Source organism: Bradyrhizobium sp. AUGA SZCCT0158 (genome assembly GCF_018130065.1).
Classification (GTDB): Bacteria; Pseudomonadota; Alphaproteobacteria; order Rhizobiales; family Xanthobacteraceae; genus Bradyrhizobium.
Genome location: NZ_JAFCME010000006.1, coordinates 284,585 through 310,490, shown reverse-complemented (window position 1 = coordinate 310,490; position 25,906 = coordinate 284,585). Strand labels below are relative to the sequence as shown.

Below are 25,906 nucleotides of genomic sequence, written 5' to 3'. Positions count from 1 at the left end.
CGCCCCTTGAGGCCCGGCCGGCCCCTGCGGACCTGCATCACCCTTGGGCCCAGGATCCCTGCCGCATGCGCCAAGTGCCAGAGCCAAACCGATCGCGAGTATCGGGAAAATCCTCATGCGACGCCCTCTGTCATTTCCGCCGTTAATGGCGGTTGGCAACAATATGCCTCCAACCCTGTCGAAGCTCCAGAGAGTTGACGACTGTCCAAAGGTCGAATGAACGCCGCGGCGCACCGATGGCGCGTGTCGCCCTATCTCACCGCGATCGCCCAGATGAACAGCGCACAGGCCGCGGTGGATGCAATCGTCCGGACATGGTTCCACAGCGTCCAGTCGGTCAGATAGCGCGCCCATAGCGGTGCGGCCTCGGTACTTGCGGGATCGACGGCGGCCAGCGCGTTGTTCAAGGGCACGTTGAAGACGGCCGTGCATACGAACATGCCGATCACATAGAGCACGCCGCCGGCCAGCATCGCGATCGCGCCTGGCTCGCCCCAACGAAGCAGGCCTGCAACCGCCAGCAGCAGGCTCGCAAGCGTGGTCCCCAGGAAGAGCGGCATGAACAGCGACTGCACGATCACGGCGTTGACGGCGTTCATCGCCGTGATGCCTGCCACCTGACCGATGCGGCCGAGCGCCGTCATGATGAAGGTGGAGAAGGCGAAGTAGAGTCCCGCGAGCAATCCGCAGCCGATGGCGGAAAACCACAGCAATCCGGTGATAGCAGATTGAAGCATGGTCATCCCCTCCAGACGCCGGTCGCAGCCACCCTGCCGGCATAATCGGCAAAATCGCGGGCCGGACGGCCGAGCGCCTGCTCGACGCCATCGGCAATGCGGCTGTTGCGCCCGTCGAGCACGACGGTGAAGAGTTCGTTCATGAGAGCGATGATCTCTTCGGGGACGAACGGCCGCATGCCGGCGGCAAACGCTTCCGGCGAGATCTGCCGGTATCCGATCGGCCGGCCGGCGGCGGTCGATATCTCGGTCACGGCTTGTGCAAAAGAGAGCGCGCGCGGGCCCGTCACTTCATAGAGCTTGCCGGCGTGACGCTCGTCGTTGAGCGCCGCTACCACCACGTCGGCAATATCGTCGGCGTCGATGAAGGGTTCGAGCACCGCGCCCGCCGGCAGGGCGACCTCGCCCGCCTTGACGCCGTCGAGCAGATAGCCTTCCGAGAAATTCTGGTTGAACCAGCTGGCGCGGACGATGGTCCATGGCACGCCGGAGGCCTGCAACGCCGCTTCGGCGCGTTGCGCGCCGGGCTCGCCGCGGCCCGACAGCAGCACGAGGCGCTGCAGCCCGTTTTCGCGCGCCAGCCGGCTGAGTTCGGTGATCGCCTCGGTCGATCCCTCCACCGCCAGATCCGGCTGGTAGGTGACATAGGCGCTCGATATGCCGTCCAGCGCGGCAGGCCAGGTCTGCGGATCATTCCAGTCGAACGGCACGGAAGTGGAGCGTGAAACCGGGCGGGTGGCGACGCCTTGCGCCTGCAGCAGCGCGCCAACGCGCGCGCCGGTTTTGCCGGTACCGCCAATGATCAGGATCGGGAGTTGCGACATCGGAATTCCCTTTCATTAAACACGAGGATATCTCGCATTTGTTAAATGCGATAAACTCTCGTATTGAATTGGTCAAGGGTTTTTTTGAACGGGGGTGGCGGATGGCGGCGAGGAAGAAAACCGGAACGGACCCGGCCGAAGCCGGCGCGCAAGGCCTGGCGCGGCTGGTTCCGACGCAGCAGCGCAGCCGGGAGCGGTTCGAGCGCATCCTTGAAAGTGCGGCGGAAATCATGGCCGAGAAAGGCAGCGAAGCGTTCCGGATGAGCGACATTGTCGAGCGGACCGGCGTAGCCTTCGGCTCGCTCTATCAGTACTTCCCCGACAAGACCGCGATTATCGGCACGCTGGCGGAACGCTACAACGCCGTTGGCCGAGATTGCGTCCGCCGCGATCTGGCGTCGGTAAAGAGCGCCCGGGACCTGCATCCGGCGCTCTGTCGTATTGTCGACAGCTACTACCAGATGTTCAACGACGAACCTGTGATGCGCGACATCTGGCAAGCCACCCAGGCCGACCGGGCGCTACAAAAACTCGACGAGGAAGACGGCGCCTATCTCGCCGGTCTACTCGACGAGGCGCTGCGGCGGATCGCGCCGAATGCGCCCTCTCCTGCGCTGGCGTCGTTTTCGCAGCTGGTCATGACGCTGATCGCAGCCACCGTGCGCCACGCCATCGCGCTGGAGCCGAAGCAAGCCGCGCGCATGCTGACGCTGTTCAAGCGGATGCTGCCGAAGAACCTGGCGGCGCTGGAGATGTGACCAGAACGCGTCGTGTCAGCGATAGCCGGTGACGTCGGCGGGCCGGCCGGCGTCCTGGACCTCGACGACGTAGCGCCACGCATCGGGCCTGCTGCCGTCGAGGTCGGTAAATCCGTATATTTTTGCCAATTCGCCGCTCGACAGCGATTTTCCATTCCAGCGCGCAACGTCCTGATCACCGGCAAGTGCGGTGACGGCGCGGCCGACGAAGGCCGGGCTCTCCGATATCGCAAAATGCGGCTGGACCTTGGTGGCGTCGTGCCAGTTCGCTTCAGTGACACGGTAGGCATCGAGCATCGCTTCCGACCGAAGCCACCCCGGCGTCAGCGCAACAGCCGCTCCGCCGTGCGGCGCCAGTTCATGGGCCAAAGCGAAGGCCATGCGGTTCACCGCGGCCTTGGCCAGATCGTAGAAGAACGAGACCCGGTAATTCGTGGCGTTGTAGGCGTCGGTACCGTCGGTCATCTCGACCACCAATCCGCCGCGTGTCTTGATCAGCAAGGGCGCGGCGAAATGGCTGGTGATGGCGTGGGTATCGATGGCGAGGCGGAGCGTACGCAGGCCATAGTCGAGAGAGGATTCCCAGACCGGCTTGTTCCACTCCATCCGGGTGGCGCCCCAGATGTCGTTCACGAGGATATGCAAGGCGCCCTGCTCGAATGCGATGCGATCGACCAGGCCCTGCACCTGTGTGGGTTCGAGATGATCGACCTGAACCGCGATGCCATGGCCACCGGCCGCATTCACCAGATCAGCGGTTTCCTCGATCGTCTCCGGCCGGTTCATCTCTGACGGCGCCTGTCGCGTCGTGCGCCCGGTCACGTAGACCGTCGCCCCGGCCGCCCCCAATTGGACGGCAATGCCGCGGCCGGCGCCGCGGGTGGCGCCTGCGACCAGCGCGACCTTGCCCGCAAGCGGGCCCTTCAATCCAGTGGCTTTCATGGACGGCATCGCTCCCTGAATGCGAAGTTTTCATCGCATCTAAGGAAATGATCCCGCTTCGTAAAGAGAACAGGCGTCGCGCCCTGGGGGTGCAGCAGCGGGCTACTGCTCGAACACCGCCGCACATGCCGGGCTCAGGCTTCCCTTCTGCCGGCGCAGGCAGGCGGTGATGGCGCGCGCGTTCGGGATTTCGCCGGCGCACAGGCGGTAGACGTCGGGCGTGCAGGCCCGGCGTTGCTCGGGCGTACCCTGTTGGGCGTTAGCCGACCCTGCTGCGAACAGCGCGAGGAGCATTCCGACGATCGAAGCGCGACGGACCCGGCTGCGTACCGCTCCAACTCGCGCCACGTGCGTCTTCATGTCCGCATCTCCCTTGGTCGGGTCCGGCTTGACAGCACGGACGTCATCCGACCGAATACGCGGAATAATTTTCGTGGAATGTGATTTTTCTCACACTTTATGCCGGGCGTTCGGGTCTACCGTGGCCCTCGGGGAATCAACCATTTAGTAACTACGTTTGCCGTGGTTGGCCGATCGATAAAATTGGATCGATCCGTTCAATCTGGAAACAAACCGGTTTTGAGAACGTGCGCTCTGGAACCCCGGAGAGCGCGATGAGCGAAGTTGAGTTCGACCTATTGCTGGACGCCGTGAAAACGGCCATTGCGCCAATACCGGAGGATGATTTCGTGGCCCAGACCCTGCCCTTTCGCCGGACGCCGCGCCCCGCCAACGACAACCGCGCCCCTTGGCCGCTGGTTCCGTTTCCTGAAGGCTGGTACGCCTCCTGCTGAGCGCTTGGACCTGACGACGGCCTGAGGCTCGTCCGGCCTCTCACATAATCGACCTAAGTTATTGATTATATGGATGGAGGCCACGACCAGAATTGAACTGGTGTACACGGTTTTGCAGACCGTTGCGTAACCACTCCGCCACGTGGCCCCATCGGGGCGGATCAATACAGCCCGCAAATGGGTTAGGCAACCTTCCTCGTTTCCCATCGACAAAGTTCTGAACCTCCAAATCCGTGCATGTCTGAAACTCGCGATCCGCCGCGCCGTTCGATCAGTCGAGCTCGAACGCATTCTTGTAGTCGAGCTTCAGCGACGCCGGCTGGTCTTCCTTGAGCAGGAAGCAATTGCCGATCACCAGCACTTCGATATCGCTGCCCATGAAGCAGCGGAAGGCGTCTTCCGGCGTGCACACGATCGGCTCGCCCCGGACATTGAAGCTGGTGTTGACCAGCACCGGACACCCGGTTTCGGCCTTGAAGGCCGTCAGCAGCGCATGAAAGCGCGCATTGGTGTCGGCATGCACGGTCTGTATCCGCGCCGAATAATCCACATGCGTTACGGCCGGGATGTCCGAGCGCGGGATATTGAGCCGCTCGATGCCGAACAGCTTTTCATCGCCGGGATTGGCGGGCCGGCGGTGCTTTTTCAGCACATCGGCGACGATCTGCATGTACGGACTGTCGCCGTCGAGTTCGAACCATTCGGCGACATCCTCGCGCAGCACGGCCGGTGCAAAGGGACGAAAGCTCTCGCGGAACTTGACCCGCAGGTTGAGCGAGCTCTGCATCCTCGGTGACCGGGGATCGCCGAGGATCGACCGCGCCCCAAGTGCGCGCGGGCCGAATTCCATCCGTCCCTGGAACCAGCCTACTGCTTTCTCCGCAACCAGTGCTTTGACGGTGCTTTCGATCAGCGCGTCATCGGTGAGCGCAGTGAACACCGCCCCCGCCTGCGCCAGGCGCTGCTCGATCTCGGCTTGCACGAATGACGGCCCGAGATAGCCGCCGGCCATGGCATCGCCGGCGGGAGTCGCGCGCGGCATGCCGGCAAATTGATAATACGCCGCCAACGCGGCGCCCACCGCGCCGCCGGCGTCGCCCGCGGCGGGCTGCACCCATATGTTCTTGAAGGTGCGCTCCCGCAGAATTTTTCCGTTGGCGACGCAGTTCAGCGCCACGCCGCCGGCCAGACACAGGTTCTCCGATTGCCCCTCGCGGGCCAGACTGCGGGTCAGCCGCAGCACGATCTCTTCCGTTACCTGCTGCACGGAAGCGGCCAGATCCATGTGGCGCTGGTCGAGGCGCTCGGACGGCTCGCGCGGTTTGCCGCCGAACAGCTTGTCGAACCGGCCGTTGGTCATGGTCAGGCCGGTGCAATAATCGAAATATTGCAGATCAAGCCGGAAGCTGCCGTCGTCCTTGAGGTCGACGAGATGGTCGAGGATCAGTTTGGTATATTTCGGCTCGCCGTAGGGCGCGAGGCCCATCACCTTGTACTCGCCGGAATTGACCCTGAAGCCGGTGTAATAGGTGAAGGCCGAATAAAGCAGCCCCACCGAGTGCGGGAAGTTGATCTCGCGCGTCAGGTCGAGCGTATTGTCCTTGCCGTAGCCGGCCGACGTCGTCGTCCATTCCCCGACGCCGTCCAGCGTCAGGATCGCGGACTCGGCAAACGGCGAGGCAAAGAACGCCGACGCCGCGTGGCTCTGGTGATGATCGGCGAACAGCAGTTTGGCTTCCCAATCGACACTGCCGTCGATCTCCAGGAGATGGTCGCGGAGCAGGCGCTTTTGAAACAGCTTCTCCTTTAGCCAGACCGGGATCGCCTTCCGGAACGACTGAAAGCCCCGTGGTGCAAATGCAAGGTAGGTCTCGAGCAGGCGCTCGAATTTGAGGAACGGTTTTTCGTAGAACACGACGTGGTCGAGTTCGCTTGCCCTGATGCCCGCCGCCGACAGGCAATAACGGATCGCGGCGGCCGGAAAGTTCGGATCGTGCTTCCTGCGCGTGAAACGCTCTTCCTGTGCGGCAGCGACGATCTTGCCGTCCATCAGCAGAGCCGCGGCGCTATCGTGGTAGAATGCCGAGATGCCGAGAATGCGCACGCCGCCACTCAAAACAGGGTACAGACGAACGGCGTCAGCGCTGAGCCCTTGGTTACCGCCGGCAATGCTCCCATACGGGTATCGCGAGAAAGCGATCCCGGAAAGACAAATGGATCGCGCAGGCACGACATCAGGCGGACCCTAGAACTGCTGCCGCATGGATTGCGATGGTGGTCTCGGATCGGAGCGCGGCAGCCAATAGGTCGGCGATGAACGATCCCTGGCGAGCTTGAGGAAATCCTTGCCGAACAGGCGCATCGCCAGCCCAATCGGCAGGATCGTGCCAAAGAAGAGCAGCGCCATGATGACGGGGTTGACCACGCGGTACATCAGAAGCCCGAGCTTCAGCCATGCCCGGTTGGCGGGGTTGAGCGTTCGCGGACGCCACAGGGTCAGGCAGGCAAACACCGCGGCGCCGCCCAGCCAGAACGGCGCATGAGACGAAGCCTGGTAGAGACCGTAACCGCCGATCAGCGCAAAGACCGTGGCCATCGTGAACCCGAAATTGCGGTCGCTTGGCCCGACGACAACCTCGTCATGTTGTGACTCAAGCGATTGCATCGGTACTTTCTGCTGATGTTTTCGGCTTTGGTGACAGACAACGCGGCGGTTCTACTGATCGCTCGCAACCTTCGCTAGCATTATTTGGCGCGGGCTTTAACCCCTTTGCGGCGACGATAATCCTTCTTCTTCGGCTTGGGTGCGAGTTCCGGCATGGTGGTCTGAACCTCGCGATACCGCGTCAGCAGCCGCTCGAAACTGCCGTTGAGCGTCTCGGCGATATCGGGTCGCTTCTCCAGTCCGGCCAGCAGCATCGCCGCGGCCTCGATCGTGGAGAGCCCGTCGGCACGCGGCTCCTTGCGGAGCTTTCCATAACGCGAGGCGCGCTTGGGCCCAAGAATCACCCGCTGGCATTTCAGCATCCACGCATTGCGCCACCAAAGCGCCTTAGCCTGGCTCCAGGTGCCGTCGAGCAGCACAATGCCCTCGATATCGCTGAGAATCGCGCGCTGATGCGGTTCGATCTCGCCCTTGCGGTTGATCGCGACGATTTCGTTCTCGGTCTCGAGCTCGCTGACCTTGGCGGAACCAAGATACAGCACCGCCCAGCGTGAGGGATCGTCCACCGGCCGCCCCAGCGCCTTGGAGAGGCTCGGCCAAGACAATCCTATCTTGAGCACGGCGTCGCCAAAATGGAGTGCCGTCAGGCGCGCCGTACCCAGCGTCCGGTCCTGTTCCTGCGGATGCTGCAGGATCAGGAGCGAAACCTTGTTCTCGATCGGCGTGATGCTGTCACAGATACACAGAGGCACCGGTTTGCCGCAGTCGGCGCACTCCGGCACCTCGTCAGCTTCAGGCGCAATCTTGGCTTCAGATTGTTTTGACATCCGCCCGCTATACGCTGCGCCGCCCACCCCATCAACAATTCAGCGCCGTTCCGGTGATTATTCCGCCGGCGCCTGGATTGCGGCCGGTTCGGACCACCGCCGCCGCAACCCGTCGATCAGAAGGTAGATCACGGGTGTCGTGTACAAAGTGAGGATCTGGGACACGAACAATCCCCCGATGATGGTGATTCCGAGCGGCCGGCGCAGCTCGGTGCCTGGGCCGGTCGCTATGACGAGGGGGATGCCCGCGAACAGGGCCGCCAGCGTCGTCATCAGGATCGGACGGAACCGGGCGGTGCAGGCCTCGAAGATCGCATCCGCCGACGACAGACCACGGTGGCGCTCGGCGTCGAGTGCAAAATCCACCATCATGATGCCGTTCTTCTTGACGATCCCTATCAAGAGAATGATGCCGACAAAGGCGATCACGGTCAGCGGCGTGTTGGTCACCTGCAGCGCGAGCAGCGCGCCGAGCCCCGCCGAAGGCAGCGTCGAGATGATGGTCAGGGGATGGGCAAGGCTCTCATAGAGCACGCCGAGCACGATATACATCGCCACCAGCGCGCCGAGGATCAGCAGCGGCTGCCGGCCGCTGGTCTTGTTGAAGTCGCCGGCATTGCCGTCGAAACTGCCGCGGATGCCCTCCGGCATGTGCAGCTCGTCGACCGCGCGCTGGATGTTGGTGGTCGCGACCTCGAGCGGCACGTTGGGCAGCAGATTGAACGACACCGTCGTCGAGGGGAACGACTGCGAGTGATAGACCGCCAGCGGCGACAGGCCGCGCTGATAGCGCACGACCGCCGATAGCGGCACCTGCGCGTCGTTGGCGCCGGCGACGAAGATACGTTCGAGGTTCGACGGATCGGCCTGGAATTTCGGGTCGATCTCCAGCACCACCATGTACTGGTTGCGCTGGGTGTAGATGATCGAAATCTGCCGCTGCGCGAACGCGTTGTTCAAGGCGTTGTCGATGTCCTGGACGCGAACACCCAAGCTGGACGCCGTCTTCCGGTCGATCACCAATGACAATTGCAACCCGCCGGGATCGCGGTCAGAGGACACGTCGGTGATGCCCTCGACGGTCTCCATGCGCTTGCCGACAATGGGGGCCCATTTCTGCAGCAGACCGAGGTCGGTGCTCGACAACGTGTACTGATAGTCGGAATCGCTCTGCCGTCCGCCGGTCCTTATATCCTGGGCGGCGAACATGAACAGGCGGATGCCCGCGACGCGATAGAGCGCCCGGCGCAGGCGATCGATCACGTCGGCAGTCGACTGCCCCGCCCGCTCCTCAGGCGGCTTCAGGCTGATGAACATGGTGCCGCGGTTAGAGCCGCCGCCACCGGGACCGCCGCCGCTGCCAAGCGAGGAGCCGATCCCGGCGACCGCAGGGTCGGCCATGACGATATCGGCCAATTGCTGTTGCAGGCCGAGCATGGCCTGAAACGAGATGTCGGGGGAGGCGCGGGTCGATCCGATGATGAAGCCGCTGTCATCGGTCGGGAAATAGCCCTTCGGCGTCTTGATATAGAGCGTCACCGTCAGCGCGATGGTGGCAAAGAACACGAGCAGGGTAAGATAAGGAAATTCCAGAACCCGGCGCAGCGTCCAGGTGTAGAACGACACGGTGCGCGACAGCGTGCCCTCGACCAGCCGGTCGAACCAGGTGGCGCGATCGGAAGTCGCCTCCTTGATGAAATGCGCGCAGATCATCGGGGTGACCGTCAGCGAGACCACGGTCGACACCACGATGGCAAAGGTCAGCGTCAGCGAGAATTCGCGCAGCAGCCGCCCGACGATCCCGTCCATGAAAATCAGCGGCGTAAAGGCCGCGATCAGCGACAGGCTGATCGACAGCACGGTAAAGCCGATCTGCTTGGCGCCTTCCATCGCTGCGGCGAGCGGCGCCATGCCCTGCTCGAGATTGCGGTACATGTTCTCGATCATCACGATGGCGTCGTCGACCACGAAGCCGACCGAAATCGCCAGCGCCATCAGCGACAGATTGTCGATCGAGAAGCCGGCCAGCCACATCCCGGCGCAGGTGCCGGCCAGCGCCAGCGGCACCGAGACGCCGGCCGCAATCGTCGGCGTCAACCGCCGCAGGAAGGCGAACACGACAACCATGACCAGGAACGCGGTCGCCAGCAGCGTAAACTGCATGTCGAGCACGCTGGCGCGGATGGTGCCGGTGCGGTCGACCAGCGTCGAAATCTCGACGCCGCCCGGCAGCCATTGCTGCAATTCCGGCAGCAGCGCCCTCACCCGGTCGACGGTATCGATGACGTTGGCGTCGCCCTGCTTGGTGATCTGGATCAGCACCGCCGGCTGCTTGTTGAACCAGGCGATCGAGCGGCTGTTGCGGACGGAGTCTTCCACCTCAGCCACGTCGGAGAGGCGAACGAAATTGCCCCCCGAACTCTTGATGATGATGTCGCGGAATTCGGCCGCCGTCCGCATCTGCTTGTTGGTCGAAATCGTCTCGCTCTGGCGGGCGCCGTTGAAGATCCCGACCGGGCCGAGCGGGTTGGAATTGACGATCGCCAGCCGGACGTCGTCGGTCGCGATCCCGGCATTGGAAAGCGCGACCGGGTTGAGCGCGATCCGTACCGCGGGCTGATCCGCGCCACTGACGGTGACTTCGCCGACCCCCGGCACCTGCGAGATGCGCTGCGCGATCACGGTATCGGCGACGTCATACATCGCGCTTGTCGTCAGCGTCTTCGAGGTCAGCGCCAGCACGAACACGGGCGCCGCCGACGGGTTGGCTTTGCGGAACCGCGGCAATGACGGCAGGTCGGTCGGCAAATCCGCCAGCGAGGCGTTGATCGCCGCCTGCACGTCGCGCGCGGCGCGGTCGATGTTGCGGCCGATCGCGAACTGCAGCTGGATGCTGGTGGTGCCGAGCGAACTGGTCGAGGTGATCTGGTCGATGCCCGAGATTTGCCCGAGTCGCCGCTCCAACGGGGCCGCAACCGTCGACGCCATGATCGAGGGGTCGGCGCCCGGGCGCGTGGCGGAAACCCGGATCGACGGAAAATCGACGTTGGGAACCGCCGACACCGGCAGAAACACGTAGGCGACGACCCCGACCAGAAAGAGCCCGATCGCCAGCAGCGTGGTGCCTACCGGCCTGCGGATGAAGGGCTCCGAGATCGAGATCGATGCCATTACTGCATCCCCTCGGTGGCGCCGGCAACGGGCGGCCCCGCAGGCCCCGGCTTCGGCACCGCCTTGTCGATTTTGCGGTTGAGCCGGTCGAGCGCCAGATAGATCACGGGCGTGGTGTAGAGCGTCAGCAACTGGCTCAGCAGCAATCCGCCGATGATCGAAACGCCGAGCGGGAAACGCAATTCCGCGCCGGTGCCGCTTTCGAGCGCCAGCGGCAGCGCGCCGAACAGCGCGGCCAGCGTCGTCATCATGATCGGGCGGAAGCGCAACAGGCAGGCCTGCACGATGGCTTCGTGCGCGGACATGCCCCTATGCCGCTCCGCCTCGAGGGCAAAGTCGATCATCATGATCGCGTTTTTCTTGACGATGCCCATCAACAGGATGATGCCGATCAGGCCGATCACCGACAGGTCCTGGCCGCACAGCATCAAGGCCAGGATGGCGCCGATGCCGGCCGAGGGCAGCGTCGAGAGAATGGTGATCGGGTGGATGTAGCTCTCATAGAGCACGCCGAGCACGATGTAGATGGTGACCAGCGCGGCCAGGATCAGCCATGGCTGCCCGGCAAGCGATTTAGCGAACTCGGCCGCGTCGCCGGCATAGACGCCGACGATGCTGCCGGGCATGCCGATGCGGGTTTCGATCGACTTGACCGCCTCGACGGCGTCGCCGAGCGCTTCGCCCGGCGCCAGGTTGAAGCTGAGCGAGATGGCGGGGAACTGCGCGTGATGCGAAATCGCCAGCGGCGCGGTGGTGCGCGTCAGCGTCGCGATCGCCGAGATCGGCACCTGACCGGCCGGGCTTCCCGGCGTTGCCGACGCGCCCGGCACGTAGAGTTTCGAGAGGATCGATGGATCGCGCTGATACATCGGCATGGCCTCCAGCACCACGCGATACTGGTTGGCCTGGCCGTAGATGGTCGAAATCTGCCGCTGCGCAAAGGCGTCGTTCAGCGTATCGGTCACGACCTGCAGGCTGACGCCGAGCTGGCCGGCGCGCTGGCGGTCGATGTCGAGCGCGGCGCGCAAGCCACCCTCCTGCGCTTCCGACGAGACGTCGCGGAACAGCGGATCCCGCCGCATTTCGGCAACGAGCCTGTTGGCCCATTTGGTCACTTCGGCGGAATCGGTGCCGGTCAGCGTGTACTGGTATTGCGAGCGGCTCGACTGGGTCGAGATCTGCACATCCTGCACCGGCTGGAAATAGATGGTCATGCCAGGAATCGAGGCCGTGCGCTGCTTCAGCCGGTTCACCACGACCATGATGTCGTCGCTTCGCTCGCCGCGCGGGCGCAGCGTCATCACCAGACGCCCGACATTGGTGGTCGGATTGACCGAGCCTGCGCCGATCACGGAGACCACGCCGACCACATCCGGATCGGCCTGGATCGCGGCCGCCGCCGCCATCTGCCGGCTTTGCATCTCGGCAAAGGAAACGTCGGGCCCGGCCTCGGTCACCGCCGTGATCGAAGCCGTATCCTGCAGCGGCAGAAACCCCTTCGGCGCGACCACATACATGACCAGGGTCGCGACAATGGTGAGGAACGTCACGGCGAGCGTGGCGCGCTGGCGCTGCAGCACCCACAACAGCGTGCGGTGATAGAGTTCGACCGTGCGATCGATGAAGCCGCTGACGGCCGCGAGCCCCGGAACGGCAAATTCCTCATGAACGTTCTTGAGCAGCCGCGAGCACATCATCGGCGTCAGCGTCAGCGAGACGACCGCCGAGGTCACCACCGCGATCGTCAGCGTCAGCGCGAATTCGCGGAACATGCGGCCGACCAGCCCGGACATGAACAATAGCGGGATAAACACCGCGATCAGCGACACCGTCAGCGAAATCACGGTGAAGCCGATTTCGCTGGCGCCCTTCAGCGAGGCCTCCATCACGGACTCGCCGTCTTCCATGTGGCGGACGATGTTCTCGATCATCACGATGGCGTCGTCGACCACGAAGCCGGTGCCGATCGTGAGCGCCATCAGCGACAGATTGTCGAGGCTGAATCCCGCGAAATACATGATCCCGAAGCTCGTGATCAGCGACAGCGGCAGCGCCACGCCTGCGATCAGCGTGGCGCGCAGCGAGCGCAGGAACAACAGCACGACCAGCGTCACCAGCACCACTGAAAGGATCAGCGTGAACTGCACGTCATGGACGGAGGCGCGGATGGTGACGGTGCGGTCGCTGACGATGGTCAGCTTGACGCCCGCCGGGATCGCGCGCTGCACCTTGGGAATTTCCTCGCGGATCTGGCGCACCACCTCGATCACATTGGCGCCGGGCTGCCGCTGGATGTCGATGATGACGGCCGGCGTGCCCTGATACCAGCCGCCGGTGCGGTCGTTCTCCAGCCCGTCGATGATGACGGCGACATCGCCGATCGTGACCGGCGCGCCGTTGCGATAGGCGATGATGATCGGCTTGTAGGCCTCCGCCGCCGCGATCTGGTCGTTGGCGGCGATGGTGTAGGCTTGCTGCGCGCCATCGAGCGATCCCTTCGGGCCCGAGACGTTGGCCCCGGCAATGGCGGCGCGCAGGTCCTCCATCGAAATGCCGTAGGCGGCGAGCCGCGCAAGGTCGGCCTGCACCCGTATTGCAGGCTTCAATCCGCCGAGCACCGCGACGCGACCAACGCCGGAAATCTGGCTGAGCCGCTGCCCCAAAATCGTGTCGGCGATGTCGCTCATCGCGCGCAGCGAAATCGTCTCCGACGTCAGCGCCAGCGTCATGACGGGTGCATCGGCCGGGTTGACCTTGGCGTAGGTCGGTGGGTACGGCAGGTTTTTGGGCAGGATGCCGGCCGCCGCATTGATCGCGGCCTGCACGTCCTGGGTGGCGCCGTCGATGTCGCGGTTGAGATCGAACTGCAGCGATATCTGGCTGACGCCGAACGAACTCGTCGATTGCATCGACGACAGCGACGGGATCTGGCCGAGCTGACGCTCCAGCGGCGCCGTGATCAGCGAGGCCACCACGTCGGGGCTGGCGCCCGGCAGTTGCGTCGTGACCTGCACGGTCGGGAAATCGACCTGCGGCAGCGCCGACACCGGCAGCGCCCAATAGCCGAGCGCGCCGCCGATCAGCAGCGCGATCCCGAGCAACGAGGTCGCGATCGGCCGGCGGATGAATGGTTCGGAGACGCTCATGGTTGCGTCCTCATGGCTGCGATTTCGCAGGCCCGCCCGACTGTTGGCCGGCCGGTGCCGGCCCGGTCTGTCCTTTTTGATCGCCTTCGCCGCGTTCGCGTCTGCCGCGGTGTTCGCCGTCTTTGGCTTGACCTTCCTTGGCCTGGCCTTCTTTGGCTTGGCCGCCCTGACCGCCCTGACCGCCCTTGCCGTCGGGGCTGCGGCTGCGCTTGCGTGGCGCGAGGTCGGCGGTCGGCGCCCGGTCATCGGTGCCGATCAGAACCTTGGCGCCGTCGGACAGATTGGCAAAGCCCGTGGTCACCACGCGGTCGGAGGTCGAAAGCCCGCTCGCGATCACCGCATCGTGCTCGTTCTGCTGCGTCACCACCACCGGCTTGGCGGTCGCGATATCGCCAGGGCCGATCACGTAGCTGAATGTCCCGGCAGGGCCGCGCTGAACCGCCGAGGTCGGCACCACGATCGCCTTCTCGAGCGTTTCGACCTTCAGCCGCACATTGACGAATTGGCCCGGCCAGAGCTGGAATTTGGCGTTAAGAAATTCCGCCTTGAGTTTCAGCGTTCCCGTGGTCGGGTCGACCTGGTTGTCGATGCCTTTCAGCGTGCCGGTGTCGACCACGGTGACGCCGTCATTGCCGAAGACGTCGACAGCGAGTGCGCCCTTGGCCGCGGCGGCATTGACCCGCACGATCTGTTGCTGCGGCAGGCTGAACTGCACCGCGATCGGCTGCAGCTGGGTGATGATGACAAGACCGGTCGCGTCCGACGCCTTGATGATGTTGCCCTGGTCGACCTGGCGCAGGCCGGCGCGTCCCGACAGGGGTGCGATGATCTTGGTGTAACCGAGAGTGGCTTGCGCATTGTCGATCGCGGCCTGGTCGGCCTTCACAAGCGCTTCCTGCTGGGCCACCAAGGCGCGCTGCGTATCGGCCTGCTGCTTCGATCCGGCGTTGGACGCCGCGAGCTGCTGGTAGCGGGCGAGATCGAGCTTCTGGTTGGCGAGCTGGGCTTCGTCCTGCGCCTTCTTGGCAACCGCCTGATCATATTGCGCTTGGTAGATCACCGGATCGATTTCGCCCAGCACGTCGCCCTTCTTGACGTCCTGGCCCTCGGTGAAGTTCACCGAGATCAACTTGCCGTCGACCTGGGCGCGCACGAGAACATTATTCAGTGCGCGGACGGAGCCGACGCCGTCGAGATAGACCGGCACGTCCTGGGTGCGCGGCGTCGCCGCCAGCACCGGCACCGGAAGGTCGAGCCGCGCGCCGCCGCGACCACCGCCGCCGCCGTTCGGTTTGGGCTGAAACGCGTACCAGCCGATGTAAGCCAGACCGCCGAGGATCACGAGCGTCACGGCAAGTGAAACCATGCGCTTGAGCACGCGCGACCAGAAACCCGGCTTGCGCACTTCCGGGGGTTTGGTGTCTTCCTCTGACTCCGGCTTAAAGAGCATCGACCGGCCTTTCCATCCTAGGCTCCCAGCCGCCCCCCAGCGCCTGATACAGGCTGACGATCGCGAGCAGCCGGGCCAATTGGGCCTGCGATAGCGAATCTTCCGCCTGGAATAACGTCAATTGCGTATTTAGCACAGTTACGATGTCGGCAGTTCCGGCCCGCAGTTGTTGCTCGGACAGTTGAAACGCCCGCCGCGAGGACGCCACCACCTCGCGCTGCAGCCGCAGCCGCTCCGTGGTCTGGCGGATCGACATCAACGCATTGTCGACATCGGCAAAGGCCTGCACCACCGTCTTGCGATAGGTCTGCAGCAACTCATCCTGCCGGGCCTTGGTAAATTCGAAATTGCCGAGGATCCTGCCGCCGTCGAAAATCGGCTGGGTCAGGCTGCCGACCATGCTAAAGAACGCGGCCTGCGGCTGAAACAGCGACGCCAATGCGGAGCTCTGATAGCCACCCTGCCCGGTCAGTTGAATGCTCGGGAAAAACTGCGCGCGCGCGTTGCCGACATTGGCGGTGGCGGACGCCAGCTGCGCTTCCTGGCGCCTGATGTCGGGGCGCTGCGTCAGGAGTTCCGACGGCAGGCCGGGCGTGACGCGGGGCGAGACAATCTGGTTCAGCGTGCCGCCGATGACGCGCACCGATTCCGGCGGCCGCGACACCAGCGTGGCCAGCGCATTGATGTTCTGGTCGAGCGTTTGCCGCAGCGGCGGCACCAGCGCGCGCTGGTTGGCAACAACGGTTTCCTGCTGGGCGACGTCGAGGTCGTTGCCGGTGCCGGCCTGCAGCCGCTCCTTGATGGCGTTGAGGATGCGGACCGCGCTGGCGATGTTGCGCTCTGCGGTGCGAATCCGGTCCTGCGCCGCGAGCACCTGGAAATAGGCGTTGGCAACCGTGGTCAGCGTGGTCAATGCGATGACGTCGCGGTCGAAGCGGTTGGCGACCGCGGTCTCTTCCGCCGCCTGGGCGGCGTCACGATTCTTGCCCCAGAAATCGAGCTCGTAGCTGGCGCTCAGCGAGGCCTGATAGTTGACGACCTCGCGGCCGCCATTGGTCAGGCCACTCGAACTCGAGCCGGAGGTTCGTGAATAGCTTTCCGAACCGCTGCCGCTCAGGGTCGGCAACAACGCCGCGCCGGCGATCCGCGCCTGCGCATCGGCCTGCAGGAAGCGTGCGGTGGCGGCGGCGATATCCAGATTGACGGTCTGGGCTTCTTCCATCAGCGTCGTCAGTTCCCGCGAGCGGAAACCGCGCCACCAGTCGAGCGTCGGCGGCGCGTCCTGCGGCTTGGTCAGGCGGGCGGCCTTGTAGCCTTCGGGGATGTCGAGTGCGGGATCGGGCAGATCCTTGGTCAGGATACAGCCCGCCGAACTGGCGACCAGCCCGAGCACCGCGACTGAGCGCGCAAAGCGGCTCACCCGGCGACTTGCACCTGGAAAGCGCGCCCGCCAGCCTTCAGCCACAGCCTCCATTATTCGCTGGGTCACACCCGTTCTCCACGGGACAAATTCCAGCGTGACCCGCGATGAACGTTTGTTTGGGTAGTCTGCGACACGTTCACGGGGGTGATGCTTCCGTTGGAACCGAGCCGTCATACTACCCTTGCGATCAGGGCGCGGACAGTCCCGGAACCATCCCGACGATCGCTGGCGGAAGCGAGCCAATCGGCGATCAAAAGTGCAAGTTAGCCTTATTTTATCGGCCTTGGGACGCGGTCAGGTTAATGCCGGACCCGCGAAACCTTACGAAGATTTCACGGGTTTTTTCCCCATTCCCACGGCCCAAATCCGTCTGCTCGGGTGAAAACGCGCCTGCAGCCGATTCGAACTACCGGGAACCCCGGCGTAGCCGTCCCTTCGCCGTCCATGATCGCGAATCTTGCGCCGGCGAACACGTCATCATCGACGATGAGAACTTGTCGCCTGCTTCAGCAACCATCGGCAAGTAGTTCGGCGTTCCCGCCATCCGCGAGTGCATTTTCGGGCAAGATTATGCCAAGGCGCTCGCGATCTGGCGAAGCAATTTCCGCAAGCCCTGGCCGAACCAGATGCCGTCAGGGAAATATCGGGGCGCGTCAGGTGGTGTTCGCAAATCCAGATGACCGGCTGCGACTTAAGCGCTGGCTTGTATGCCCAGCGGCGGTCCTTTAGGGTTCGCTCAACGAATAGGCAAAGCAAACCGGCAATTCCAAATGACCTTCAACAAAGACGTCATCGAAGCCATCGGCAACACGCCGCTCATCAAGCTCAAGCGCGCTTCCGAAGCGACCGGCTGCACCATTCTCGGCAAGGCCGAATTCATGAATCCCGGTCAGTCGGTGAAGGACCGCGCCGGCAAATGGATGATCCTCGAAGCCGAGAAGCGCGGCGACCTCAAGCCCGGCGGCCTCGTGGTCGAGTCGACCGCGGGCAACACCGGTATCGGTCTTGCCGTCGTAGCGAGCGCGCGTGGGTACCGGACGATGATCCTGATCCCGGAGACCCAGAGCCAGGAAAAGAAGGACATGCTGCGGCTATGCGGCGCGGAACTGATCGAAGTGCCGCAGCTGCCGTACTCCAATCCGAACAACTACCAGCATGTCGGACGACGGCTCGCCGCGCAGCTGCGTAAGAGCGAGCCGAACGGCGTGCTGTTCGCCGATCAGTGGAACAACCTCGATAACGCCAAGGCGCATTACGAATCGACCGGCCCCGAGATCTGGCAGCAGACCGGCGGCAAGATCGACGGCTTCATCTGCTCGGTCGGCACCGGCGGCACGCTGGCCGGCACCAGCCGCTATCTGAAGGAAAAGCACCCCGGCATCATCAACGCCTGCGCCGATCCGCATGGCTTTGCGATGTACGAGTTGTTCAAGAACGGCACGGCCAAATCGACACCGGGAGACTCGATCACCGAAGGCATCGGGCTCGGCCGCGTCACGCCTGTCATCGAGACCGCGAAGGTCGACGACGCCTTCCTGATCTCGGACGAGGAAGCGGTAAAGGTGATCTACGACCTGACCGAGCACGAGGGCCTCTGCCTCGGCGGCTCCACCGGCGTCAACATCGCGGGCGCGATCCGGCTCGCCAAGCAGCTCGGGCCCGGCAAGACCATCGTCACCATCCTTGCCGATTCCGGCGGCCGCTATCAGTCGAAGCTGTTCAATCCCGCTTTCATGCGAGCCAAGAATTTGCCGGTGCCGGAATGGCTGGAAAAGCGCCCGAAGGTCGATCTGCCGTTTGAGAAGGTGTGAGACGGGGCGCGAAGTCGTAGGGTGGGCAAAGACGCATTGGCGCCGTGCCCACCATCCATCCAGATATCGTACTTTGATGGTGGGCACGCTTCGCTTTGCCCACCCTACGAAGTCAATGCCGCAAGATCTGGCTGAGGAACAACTTCGTCCGCGCGTGCTGCGGATTGGCGAAGAAGTTTTCCGGCGTGTTGGATTCGATCACCTGGCCGGCGTCCATGAACACGACACGATTGGCGACTTCGCGCGCAAATCCCATTTCGTGGGTGACGACCAGCATGGTCATGCCTTCATTGGCGAGGTCGACCATGGTGTCGAGCACTTCCTTGACCATTTCCGGATCAAGCGCCGAGGTCGGCTCGTCGAACAGCATGACCTTGGGGTTCATGGTCAGCGCGCGCGCGATCGCCACGCGCTGCTGCTGACCGCCTGACATCTGCCCCGGATATTTGTTGGCCTGATGCGGGATCTTGACCCGCTCCAGGTATTTCATCGCGGTCGCCTCGGCGTCCTTCTTGGGGATATTGCGCACCCAGATCGGCGCCAGCGTGCAGTTCTCCAGCACGGTCAAGTGCGGAAACAGGTTGAAGCTCTGGAACACCATGCCGACTTCACGCCGGACTTCGTCGACACGCCGCAAATTGGGTCCGAGTTCGATCCCCTCGACCACGATCTCGCCTTCCTGGAATTCCTCCAGCGCATTGATGCAGCGGATCAGCGTCGACTTGCCCGAGCCCGAGGGACCACAAATGACGATGCGCTCGCCCTTGGCGACACCGAGGTTGATGTCACGCAGGACGTGAAAGTCCCCGTACCATTTATTGAGAGCCTTGATGCCGACGATCTGATCTGTGCTCATGGTCATTTACTCAATTGCGGCGATGCGCGTTCAGCCTGTTCTCGACGAACAGCGAATAGCGCGACATGCCAAAGCAGAAGGCGAAGTAGATGATCCCGGTGAACGCAAAGCCGGTGAACAACGTGCTCGGCGTCGCCCAGTTCGGATCGGAAAACGACGCGCGCAACGATCCGAGGAGATCGAACAGCGCGACGATCGAAACCAGCGAGGTGTCCTTGAACAGGCCGATGAAACTGTTGACGAGGCTCGGGATGACGTGGCGCAACGCCTGCGGCATCACGATCAGCCCGGTGGTCTTGGCCCAGGACAGGCCGAGCGCGCTCGCCGCCTCGCCCTGCCCGCGCGGGATCGCCGCCAGGCCGCCGCGGATGTTTTCCGCCTGATAGGCGCCGGTGAACAGCGCAATCCCGATCAGGGCGCGCACCAAACCGTCGATGGTGAACCCGGTCGGGACGAACAGCGGTAACATATAGGTTGCGAAGAACAGCACCGTGATCAGCGGAACACCGCGCCAGAACTCGATGAAGGCGATCGAGAAAATCCGGATCAGCGGTATCGAAGAACGCCGGCCGAGCGCGAGCGCAACGCCGATCGGCATCGATGCGACGATGCCGGTGACCGCCACCACCAGTGTGACCAGCAACCCGCCCCACAGCCGCGTATCGACCACGGGCAAGCCACCCCGGTCCAGTCCCATCACCGCGATCACGATGCCAATGCCGGCGAAGATCGCAAGGCAGGTGACGAGCGGACGTGAGCCGGCGCGCACGCCTCCGCTCAACCAGAACACCAGGGCGGAGACGATCAGGGTGGTCAATGCGAAGTCCGCCCACAGCGGACTGCCGGAAGCCTGAACCGTGGCGTGCAGCCAGGTCAGCGGCAGCAGCAGCCAGGAAACCATTGTCGAGAGCAGCACAATCAGTTGACCGAGCAGCCACAGCAGCGGTCCGATCAGGGCCGTCGCCCCGCCCGCGGCCGCCAGCTTGCGCCCGCTGTCACCGATGCTGTCGTTGAACCCCGACAAAAGCCCGGCCGTCCAGCTGACACCGAGGCCGCCCAATCCGCCGCCATGCAGCAGGAAGAAGGCGATGACGGGCAATGCGATGAAGAAAAGTCCGGCGTTGAGGCCTTTGGCGGGCGCCTTGGGAATCAGCAGCGGCAGCAGCAGGATCACGGCCATGAGGAAGACCAGATTGACCCGCCAGCGCTCCGGCTCCGGATAGAAGCCGTAGATGAACTGACCGATTTTCGCCTGAATGAACGGCCAGCAGGCGCCGACCACGTCTCCGGCGTTTTTGGCGAGACACGCGGTGCGGTCGTTGCCGGTCCAGACCGCATCGATCAGCACGAATCTCAGCGCGGGAACGGCGATGAACCAGAGCAGCAGCGCGCTGACGATCGTGATCAGGACGTTGGTCGGCGAATTGAACAGCCGCGTGCGCAGGAAGCCGACAAAGCCGGTGGTCTTGATCGGTGCTGGACGCTCGCCGACGAGTTCCTGGCGGACGAAAACGGATGGTGTGGTCTCGCTCATCACCCCATACTCCGGCCGATACGCCACCCGTAGAAGCTCATGATCGCGCTCGTGACCAGCGAGATCACGAGGTAGACGCCCATGGTGATGCCGATGATTTCGATCGCCTGTCCGGTCTGGCTCAGCGTGGTGCCGGCGAACACCGAGACCAGGTCCGGATAGCCGATCGCCACCGCCAGAGTGGAGTTCTTGGTCAAGTTCAAATACTGGTTGGTCAGCGGCGGCAGGATCACGCGCAAGGCCTGCGGGATCACGATCAGCCGCAGCACCGAGCCGCGCTGCAGCCCAAGCGACGAGCCGGCTTCCATCTGCCCCTTGTGAACCGACAAGATGCCGGCGCGCACGATTTCGGCGATGAACGCGGCGGTGTAGGTCGACAGCGCCAATGTCAGGGCGACGAACTCCGGAATGACCCGTGAGCCACCGGCGAAGTTGAAGCCCTTCAGGGCCGGTATTTCAAACTTTACGGGCGCGCCGAAGATAAGGGTCACAAGCAGCGGCAGACCGACCACCAGGCCCAGCGCATAGGGCCAGACCTTGATCACCTTGCCGCTCTGGAACAACTGACGCCGGGAATAGCGCCAAAACGCGATCGCCGCGACGATCGCGATCAGCAGCGCGAGGACGAACGGTTCGAAACCCGGCTCGCCGATCGGCTTGGGGATTACCAAGCCGCGATTGCTGAGAAAGAAGGTGTCGAGCACCGAAATGCTCTGCCTTGGATTGGGCAGCGCAGCGAGCACCGCCAGATACCAGAACAGGATCTGGAACAGCAGCGGCAGGTTGCGGATCAGTTCGACATAGCCGCCGGCCATGCGCGACAGCAGCCAGTTCGGCGACAGGCGGCCGAGCGCCACCAAAAAACCAATCACGGTGGCGAAGAAAATGCCGATCACCGAGACCAGCAGGGTGTTGAGCAGGCCGACCAGGAAAACGCGGATGTAGTTGTCGGAGCCTGAATACGCAATCAGGTTCTGGCTGACGTCAAAACCTGCCGTGTTGACCATGAAGCCGAAGCCCGCGGTGATCCGCTGCGCCTGCAGATTGGCGCGGGCATTGGCGACGATCTCGTAGGCGATCCAGGCCAGTACGGCGACGAACACGAGCTGGATGACGAAACCGCTCCAGCCCGCGCTGCCACCGAGCGCCCTCTGCAGTTTGGGAACCAACTGCGACGGTGGTTTTCGGGGTTCGATGGCCATCGCCGCAGCCCTCCGCTGGCGATCAGCGGATCGGCGGCGCGTACTGGATACCCCCCTTGCTCCAGAGCGCGTTGATGCCGCGGGCAATGCCAAGCTTGGAGCCGGCGCCGACGTTGCGCTCAAATGACTCGCCGTAATTGCCGACGGCCTTCACGATCCGCGAGACCCAATCCTTGGTCAGGCCGAGCTGTTCGCCAAGGTTGCCGTCGGTGCCGAATACCCGCTTCATCTCCGGCTTGTCCGATTTCGCCATCTCATCGGCGTTCTTCTGGGTAATGCCCAGCTCTTCCGCGGTGATCATCGCGTAGAGCGTCCATTTCACGATGTCTGCCCACTGGTCGTCGCCATGGCGCACCATCGGGCCGAGCGGCTCTTTCGAGATCACTTCCGGCAGCACGACATGATCGGCCGGGCTCGCGAGTTTCAAACGATCGGCATAAAGGCCGGACACGTCTGTCGTGAAGACGTCGCAGCGTCCGGACTCATAGGCCTTGACGGCCTCGTCGTTGGTACCGAATGCGATCACCTCGTACTTCATGTTGTTGCCCTTGAAGTAGTCGGCGAGATTCTGCTCGGTGGTGGTGCCTTGCTGCACGCAGACCGACGCGCTGTTCAATTCCAGCGCGGAATTCACCTTCAGCGCCTTCTTCACCATGAAGCCCTGGCCGTCATAATAGGTCACGCCGGTGAAATTGGCGCCGAGCGAAGTATCGCGCGACAGCGTCCAGGTGGTGTTGCGCGACAGCACGTCGATTTCGCCGGACTGCAGCGCGGTGAAGCGATCCTTGGCCGACAGCGGCACGAACTTGATCTTGCTCGGATCGTTGAAGACCGCAGCTGAGATCGCGCGGCAGATGTCAACGTCGAGGCCGGTCCAGTTGCCCTTGTCGTCCGGAGACGAGAACCCCGGCAATCCCTGGCTGACGCCGCAGGAAAGCATGCCACGGTCCTTGACCGTTTTGAGGGTTTGCGCCGAGGCAGCCTGGACCGAAAGACCGGAGGCAACGGCAAGGGTGAGAACCAGGGATACGCGTTTCATGGGCAAGGCCTTTCAGGGGTCGTGCGGGAACGTTGGCTTGTCGTCCTCGAACGCTGTTGGGCCAACCCGATGATCCCCCACCGAAAAAAGCGCCAATCTGACCCGGCAGTTTGACACGCAATACGGTCGGACAGGGATCGAAGGTCGCGGCAGGCCCCTCAACGTGCGGCGACTGGTAGTTGTGCCGTATCACAATCCGACTGGCGAGCCGGGTCAAGGGGTTGACGGCCGACTTCTGTATTCTGTGAGTAACTAAACCGGCCCCGACCCGGCAGGCCGGCGGTGTTTTGGCTATCTGTCATGGCTGCGGCAAAACGTCTTTGATGGCGCGAACGCCTTGGTTGTTCGAACGCTCGCCCGTCCAACCCGCAAAAATCCTAAACCGGACCGGTCACATCAGGCCGCGACGCCAAAGCCCGGGCGGGCTGTGCGAGCCTCGTCATTCCCTGCGACAGCTATCGCCCGGCGCCGGGCGGCCTGACGTTGCGGCTTCACATCGAGCTCGAGAATGTCGATGACCTCAAGCCCGATCTCGACCGGCGCTTCACGGCGCTGAAGGGCGCCAGCCAGCGCCGCGATTTCTGCAAACTCCGCGATCCGCTGTTGCACAGCGGCGGATGCAGCGCGGGCCGCAATGGTCTTATCCGTAGAAATCCGGATTTTTGCAGGCGCGGACACTAACCGCGCGTTCACCATGACGGCGAATCCCGCCGGTCTCGCCACCAAATCATTCACCCCTCAAGTTCCCTTATACCATTGCCCCGTTAGTCATGCCGGGTGGGACGGCCGTCGACGCCATGCGGATGATGGCGCCCAGCGTAAGAGTAGACAGTAAAGCGTATGAATGCTGCCCGTATCGTAGTTCCAGCCATCGCTCTCAGGGGCTGCGTTTCGGCTTATCCCGCGCGCGGATCGGACGAGAAGCCCGCCGCTGCCGAGCCGGTCGCGCAGCTGCCGACCACGGAGCTTCTCGTCGCCAAATCCGGCTCGATCGCGTGTGCCCCCTTCATCGCGGGTGAACCGATCCGATCGGAAATCATCCTGACCAACATCCGCGTGCTGGCGATCGACCAGGCCCCCAAGAAAAAAGAGGGCAGGAACGCGCTGGTCGGCAAGGCCCCGAAGCGGGGCTCAAGCATCAACGTGGTTCGCTACGGCATTGCGAGCCAATCGACGGCACAGAAGTGACCGAAAGGACGCGGGGAATGAAGTTCGGGGGTAATCAGTCAGCGATGCGGACGGCTGCGGTCGGGGCCTTGTTGTTTTCGGCCATCGCCACGCTGGCGCTCAGCCCGTTGGCATCTGTCGTGGCGGCCGAGCTCGACAGGGAGCTGGCCAGGGAGCTGTCCAGGGATTCGGGCAACGATCCGGTGACGACTTCTGCCATCGGCCCGGTCAAGCAACGCTTCCTCTCCCTTGGCGTCGGCAAGTCCGTGGTGGTCGACCTGCCGCGCGACGTGAAGGATGTACTTGTCGCCGATCCAAAGATCGCCAACGCCGTCATTCGTTCGGCGCAGCGCGCCTATATCATCGGCGCAGCGGTCGGCCAGACCAACGTGGTGTTCTTCGATGCCGACGGCCAGCAGGTCGGCTCCTACGACATCGCGGTCAAGCGCGACCTCAACGGTGTGCGGGCGGCGCTCCGGCAAACGCTGCCGGGGATCAATATCGAAGGCGTCGGTGAAGGCGTCATCCTGACCGGCTCGGTATCGAGCCCGATCGAGGCCCAGCAGGCCGGCGACCTCGCCGCGCGGCTGGTCGGCAGTGCCGACAAGGTCGTCAATTCCATCGCCGTCCGCGGCCGCGACCAGGTGATGCTGAAGGTCAACGTTTCCGAAGTGCGACGCGACATCATCAAGCAGATGGGCGTCGATCTCAGTGCCAGCATGAATTACGGCACCGCCGTCGTGAACTTCAACAACAACAATCCCTTCACCGCCTACGGCCGTCCGCTGGTGTCTGACAATGGCCTCGCCGCCTCGAGCATCCTCAAGGGGCTGCCGACGGTCACCGCGACCATGCGCGCGATGGAATCCGCCGGCGTGGTCCGCACGCTGGCAGAACCGAACCTGACGGCGATATCGGGCGAGTCCGCGACCTTCATCGCCGGCGGCGAATTTCCGATTCCCGCAGGTTATTCCTGCGATCCCGTCACGCATATCTGTACGACGCAGATCCTGTACAAGAAATTCGGCATCTCGCTGAACTTCACGCCCGTCGTGCTGAGCGAAGGACGGATCAGCCTGCGGGTGATGACCGAAGTCTCCGAACTGTCGACCGACAATGCCATCACCCTGAACCAGAACGGCGCTGCACTGACGATTCCCTCGATCAGGACCCGTCGCGCCGAGACGACGCTGGAAATCCCCTCCGGCGGTTCGATGGCGATGGCCGGCCTGATCCAGCAGCAGACCAAGCAGGCGGTCAACGGATTGCCGGGCGTCAACCAGCTCCCGATCCTGGGCGCCCTCTTCCGCAGCCAGGACTTCGTCAACAACGAGACCGAATTGATGGTTCTCGTCACGCCCTATGTGGTCCGCGCGGTTGCCCAGAAGGAATTGTCCCGCCCCGATGACGGGTTTGCACCGGCGTCCGATTCCCAATCGACGCTGCTGGCCCGCATCAACCGGATCTATGGCCTTGCCGCCCGCGTCGGGCCGGTCGGCGCCTATGAGGGCAATTTCGGCTTCATCATTGACTGAGACGGCGCGGCTCCACGGACGGGGA

The 25,906-nt window shown here is 63.5% G+C and carries 21 protein-coding genes and 1 tRNA gene; 5 read left to right on the top strand and 17 right to left on the bottom strand.

The window, feature by feature from the left end:
- Positions 1-251 precede the first annotated feature (251 nt).
- Entirely contained in the window at positions 252-737 is a 486-nt protein-coding gene (locus JQ574_RS11695; RefSeq protein ID WP_212209522.1) for a DUF1772 domain-containing protein, read from the bottom strand.
- Positions 738-739: 2 nt separating this feature from the next.
- Entirely contained in the window at positions 740-1,561 is an 822-nt protein-coding gene (locus tag JQ574_RS11690) for an NmrA family NAD(P)-binding protein (protein WP_212209521.1), read from the bottom strand.
- A 101-nt stretch (positions 1,562-1,662) separates the two neighbouring features.
- Between JQ574_RS11690 and JQ574_RS11685 the strand changes: the two genes are divergently transcribed.
- A complete protein-coding gene (locus JQ574_RS11685) occupies positions 1,663-2,319 on the top strand; it encodes a TetR/AcrR family transcriptional regulator (protein ID WP_212209520.1) in 657 nt (218 codons plus the stop codon).
- Positions 2,320-2,334: 15 nt separating this feature from the next.
- Here JQ574_RS11685 and JQ574_RS11680 read toward each other — a convergent pair whose 3' ends face one another.
- Together JQ574_RS11680 and JQ574_RS11675 are read right to left on the bottom strand one after the other, a co-directional pair.
- Complete coding sequence (locus JQ574_RS11680) at positions 2,335-3,261, bottom strand: SDR family oxidoreductase (RefSeq protein WP_212209519.1); 927 nt, start codon at positions 3,259-3,261, stop codon at positions 2,335-2,337.
- Positions 3,262-3,363: 102 nt separating this feature from the next.
- Positions 3,364-3,621: a hypothetical protein gene (locus tag JQ574_RS11675; protein WP_212209518.1), complete on the bottom strand. Its 258-nt coding sequence runs from the start codon at positions 3,619-3,621 to the stop codon at positions 3,364-3,366.
- Positions 3,622-3,875: 254 nt separating this feature from the next.
- Between JQ574_RS11675 and JQ574_RS11670 the strand changes: the two genes are divergently transcribed.
- Complete coding sequence (locus tag JQ574_RS11670; RefSeq protein WP_192735848.1) at positions 3,876-4,055, top strand: hypothetical protein; 180 nt, start codon at positions 3,876-3,878, stop codon at positions 4,053-4,055.
- A gap of 74 nt (positions 4,056-4,129) precedes the next feature.
- Here the strand turns inward: JQ574_RS11670 and JQ574_RS11665 are convergent.
- From JQ574_RS11665 to JQ574_RS11630, 8 genes are all read right to left on the bottom strand, one after another.
- Positions 4,130-4,203, bottom strand: a tRNA-Cys gene (locus JQ574_RS11665).
- Positions 4,204-4,326: 123 nt separating this feature from the next.
- Positions 4,327-6,159 carry a carbamoyltransferase gene (locus tag JQ574_RS11660; RefSeq protein WP_212209517.1) on the bottom strand — a complete coding sequence of 611 codons (1,833 nt, stop codon included), beginning with the start codon at positions 6,157-6,159 and terminating at the stop codon, positions 4,327-4,329.
- Between the two features lie 141 nt (positions 6,160-6,300).
- A complete protein-coding gene (locus tag JQ574_RS11655) occupies positions 6,301-6,720 on the bottom strand; it encodes an SxtJ family membrane protein (protein WP_212209516.1) in 420 nt (139 codons plus the stop codon).
- 80 nt (positions 6,721-6,800) lie between these two features.
- Positions 6,801-7,547: a tRNA-uridine aminocarboxypropyltransferase gene (locus JQ574_RS11650; protein ID WP_212209515.1), complete on the bottom strand. Its 747-nt coding sequence runs from the start codon at positions 7,545-7,547 to the stop codon at positions 6,801-6,803.
- 57 nt (positions 7,548-7,604) lie between these two features.
- Entirely contained in the window at positions 7,605-10,718 is a 3,114-nt protein-coding gene (locus JQ574_RS11645; protein WP_212209514.1) for an efflux RND transporter permease subunit, read from the bottom strand.
- Positions 10,718-13,864 carry an efflux RND transporter permease subunit gene (locus JQ574_RS11640; protein ID WP_212209513.1) on the bottom strand — a complete coding sequence of 1,049 codons (3,147 nt, stop codon included), beginning with the start codon at positions 13,862-13,864 and terminating at the stop codon, positions 10,718-10,720. Before JQ574_RS11640 ends, JQ574_RS11645 begins: the two co-directional genes overlap by 1 nt.
- Before the next feature lie 10 nt (positions 13,865-13,874).
- Positions 13,875-15,314: an efflux RND transporter periplasmic adaptor subunit gene (locus JQ574_RS11635; RefSeq protein ID WP_212209512.1), complete on the bottom strand. Its 1,440-nt coding sequence runs from the start codon at positions 15,312-15,314 to the stop codon at positions 13,875-13,877.
- Positions 15,304-16,788: an efflux transporter outer membrane subunit gene (locus JQ574_RS11630; protein ID WP_212209533.1), complete on the bottom strand. Its 1,485-nt coding sequence runs from the start codon at positions 16,786-16,788 to the stop codon at positions 15,304-15,306. The genes JQ574_RS11635 and JQ574_RS11630 overlap by 11 nt, the downstream gene beginning before the upstream one ends.
- Positions 16,789-17,507: 719 nt before the next feature.
- Between JQ574_RS11630 and JQ574_RS11625 the strand changes: the two genes are divergently transcribed.
- Complete coding sequence (locus tag JQ574_RS11625; RefSeq protein ID WP_212209511.1) at positions 17,508-18,548, top strand: cysteine synthase A; 1,041 nt, start codon at positions 17,508-17,510, stop codon at positions 18,546-18,548.
- 112 nt (positions 18,549-18,660) lie between these two features.
- On the opposite strand, the gene JQ574_RS11620 is transcribed toward JQ574_RS11625, so the two are convergent.
- The 5 genes from JQ574_RS11620 to JQ574_RS11600 form a co-directional block, all read right to left on the bottom strand.
- Entirely contained in the window at positions 18,661-19,404 is a 744-nt protein-coding gene (locus tag JQ574_RS11620; protein WP_249119262.1) for an amino acid ABC transporter ATP-binding protein, read from the bottom strand.
- A 10-nt stretch (positions 19,405-19,414) separates the two neighbouring features.
- Positions 19,415-20,938 carry an amino acid ABC transporter permease gene (locus tag JQ574_RS11615; RefSeq protein ID WP_212209510.1) on the bottom strand — a complete coding sequence of 508 codons (1,524 nt, stop codon included), beginning with the start codon at positions 20,936-20,938 and terminating at the stop codon, positions 19,415-19,417.
- Positions 20,938-22,140, bottom strand: a complete 1,203-nt coding sequence (locus JQ574_RS11610) for an amino acid ABC transporter permease (protein WP_212209509.1) — start codon at positions 22,138-22,140, stop codon at positions 20,938-20,940. Before JQ574_RS11610 ends, JQ574_RS11615 begins: the two co-directional genes overlap by 1 nt.
- Positions 22,141-22,162: 22 nt before the next feature.
- A complete protein-coding gene (locus tag JQ574_RS11605) occupies positions 22,163-23,179 on the bottom strand; it encodes an amino acid ABC transporter substrate-binding protein (RefSeq protein WP_212209508.1) in 1,017 nt (338 codons plus the stop codon).
- 396 nt (positions 23,180-23,575) lie between these two features.
- Complete coding sequence (locus JQ574_RS11600) at positions 23,576-23,875, bottom strand: hypothetical protein (RefSeq protein ID WP_212209507.1); 300 nt, start codon at positions 23,873-23,875, stop codon at positions 23,576-23,578.
- Positions 23,876-24,019: 144 nt separating this feature from the next.
- On the opposite strand from JQ574_RS11600, the gene JQ574_RS11595 reads away from it, so the two are divergent.
- Entirely contained in the window at positions 24,020-24,367 is a 348-nt protein-coding gene (locus tag JQ574_RS11595) for a hypothetical protein (protein ID WP_212209506.1), read from the top strand.
- 17 nt (positions 24,368-24,384) lie between these two features.
- Positions 24,385-25,881: a type II and III secretion system protein family protein gene (locus JQ574_RS11590; protein WP_212209505.1), complete on the top strand. Its 1,497-nt coding sequence runs from the start codon at positions 24,385-24,387 to the stop codon at positions 25,879-25,881.
- Positions 25,882-25,906 lie beyond the last annotated feature (25 nt).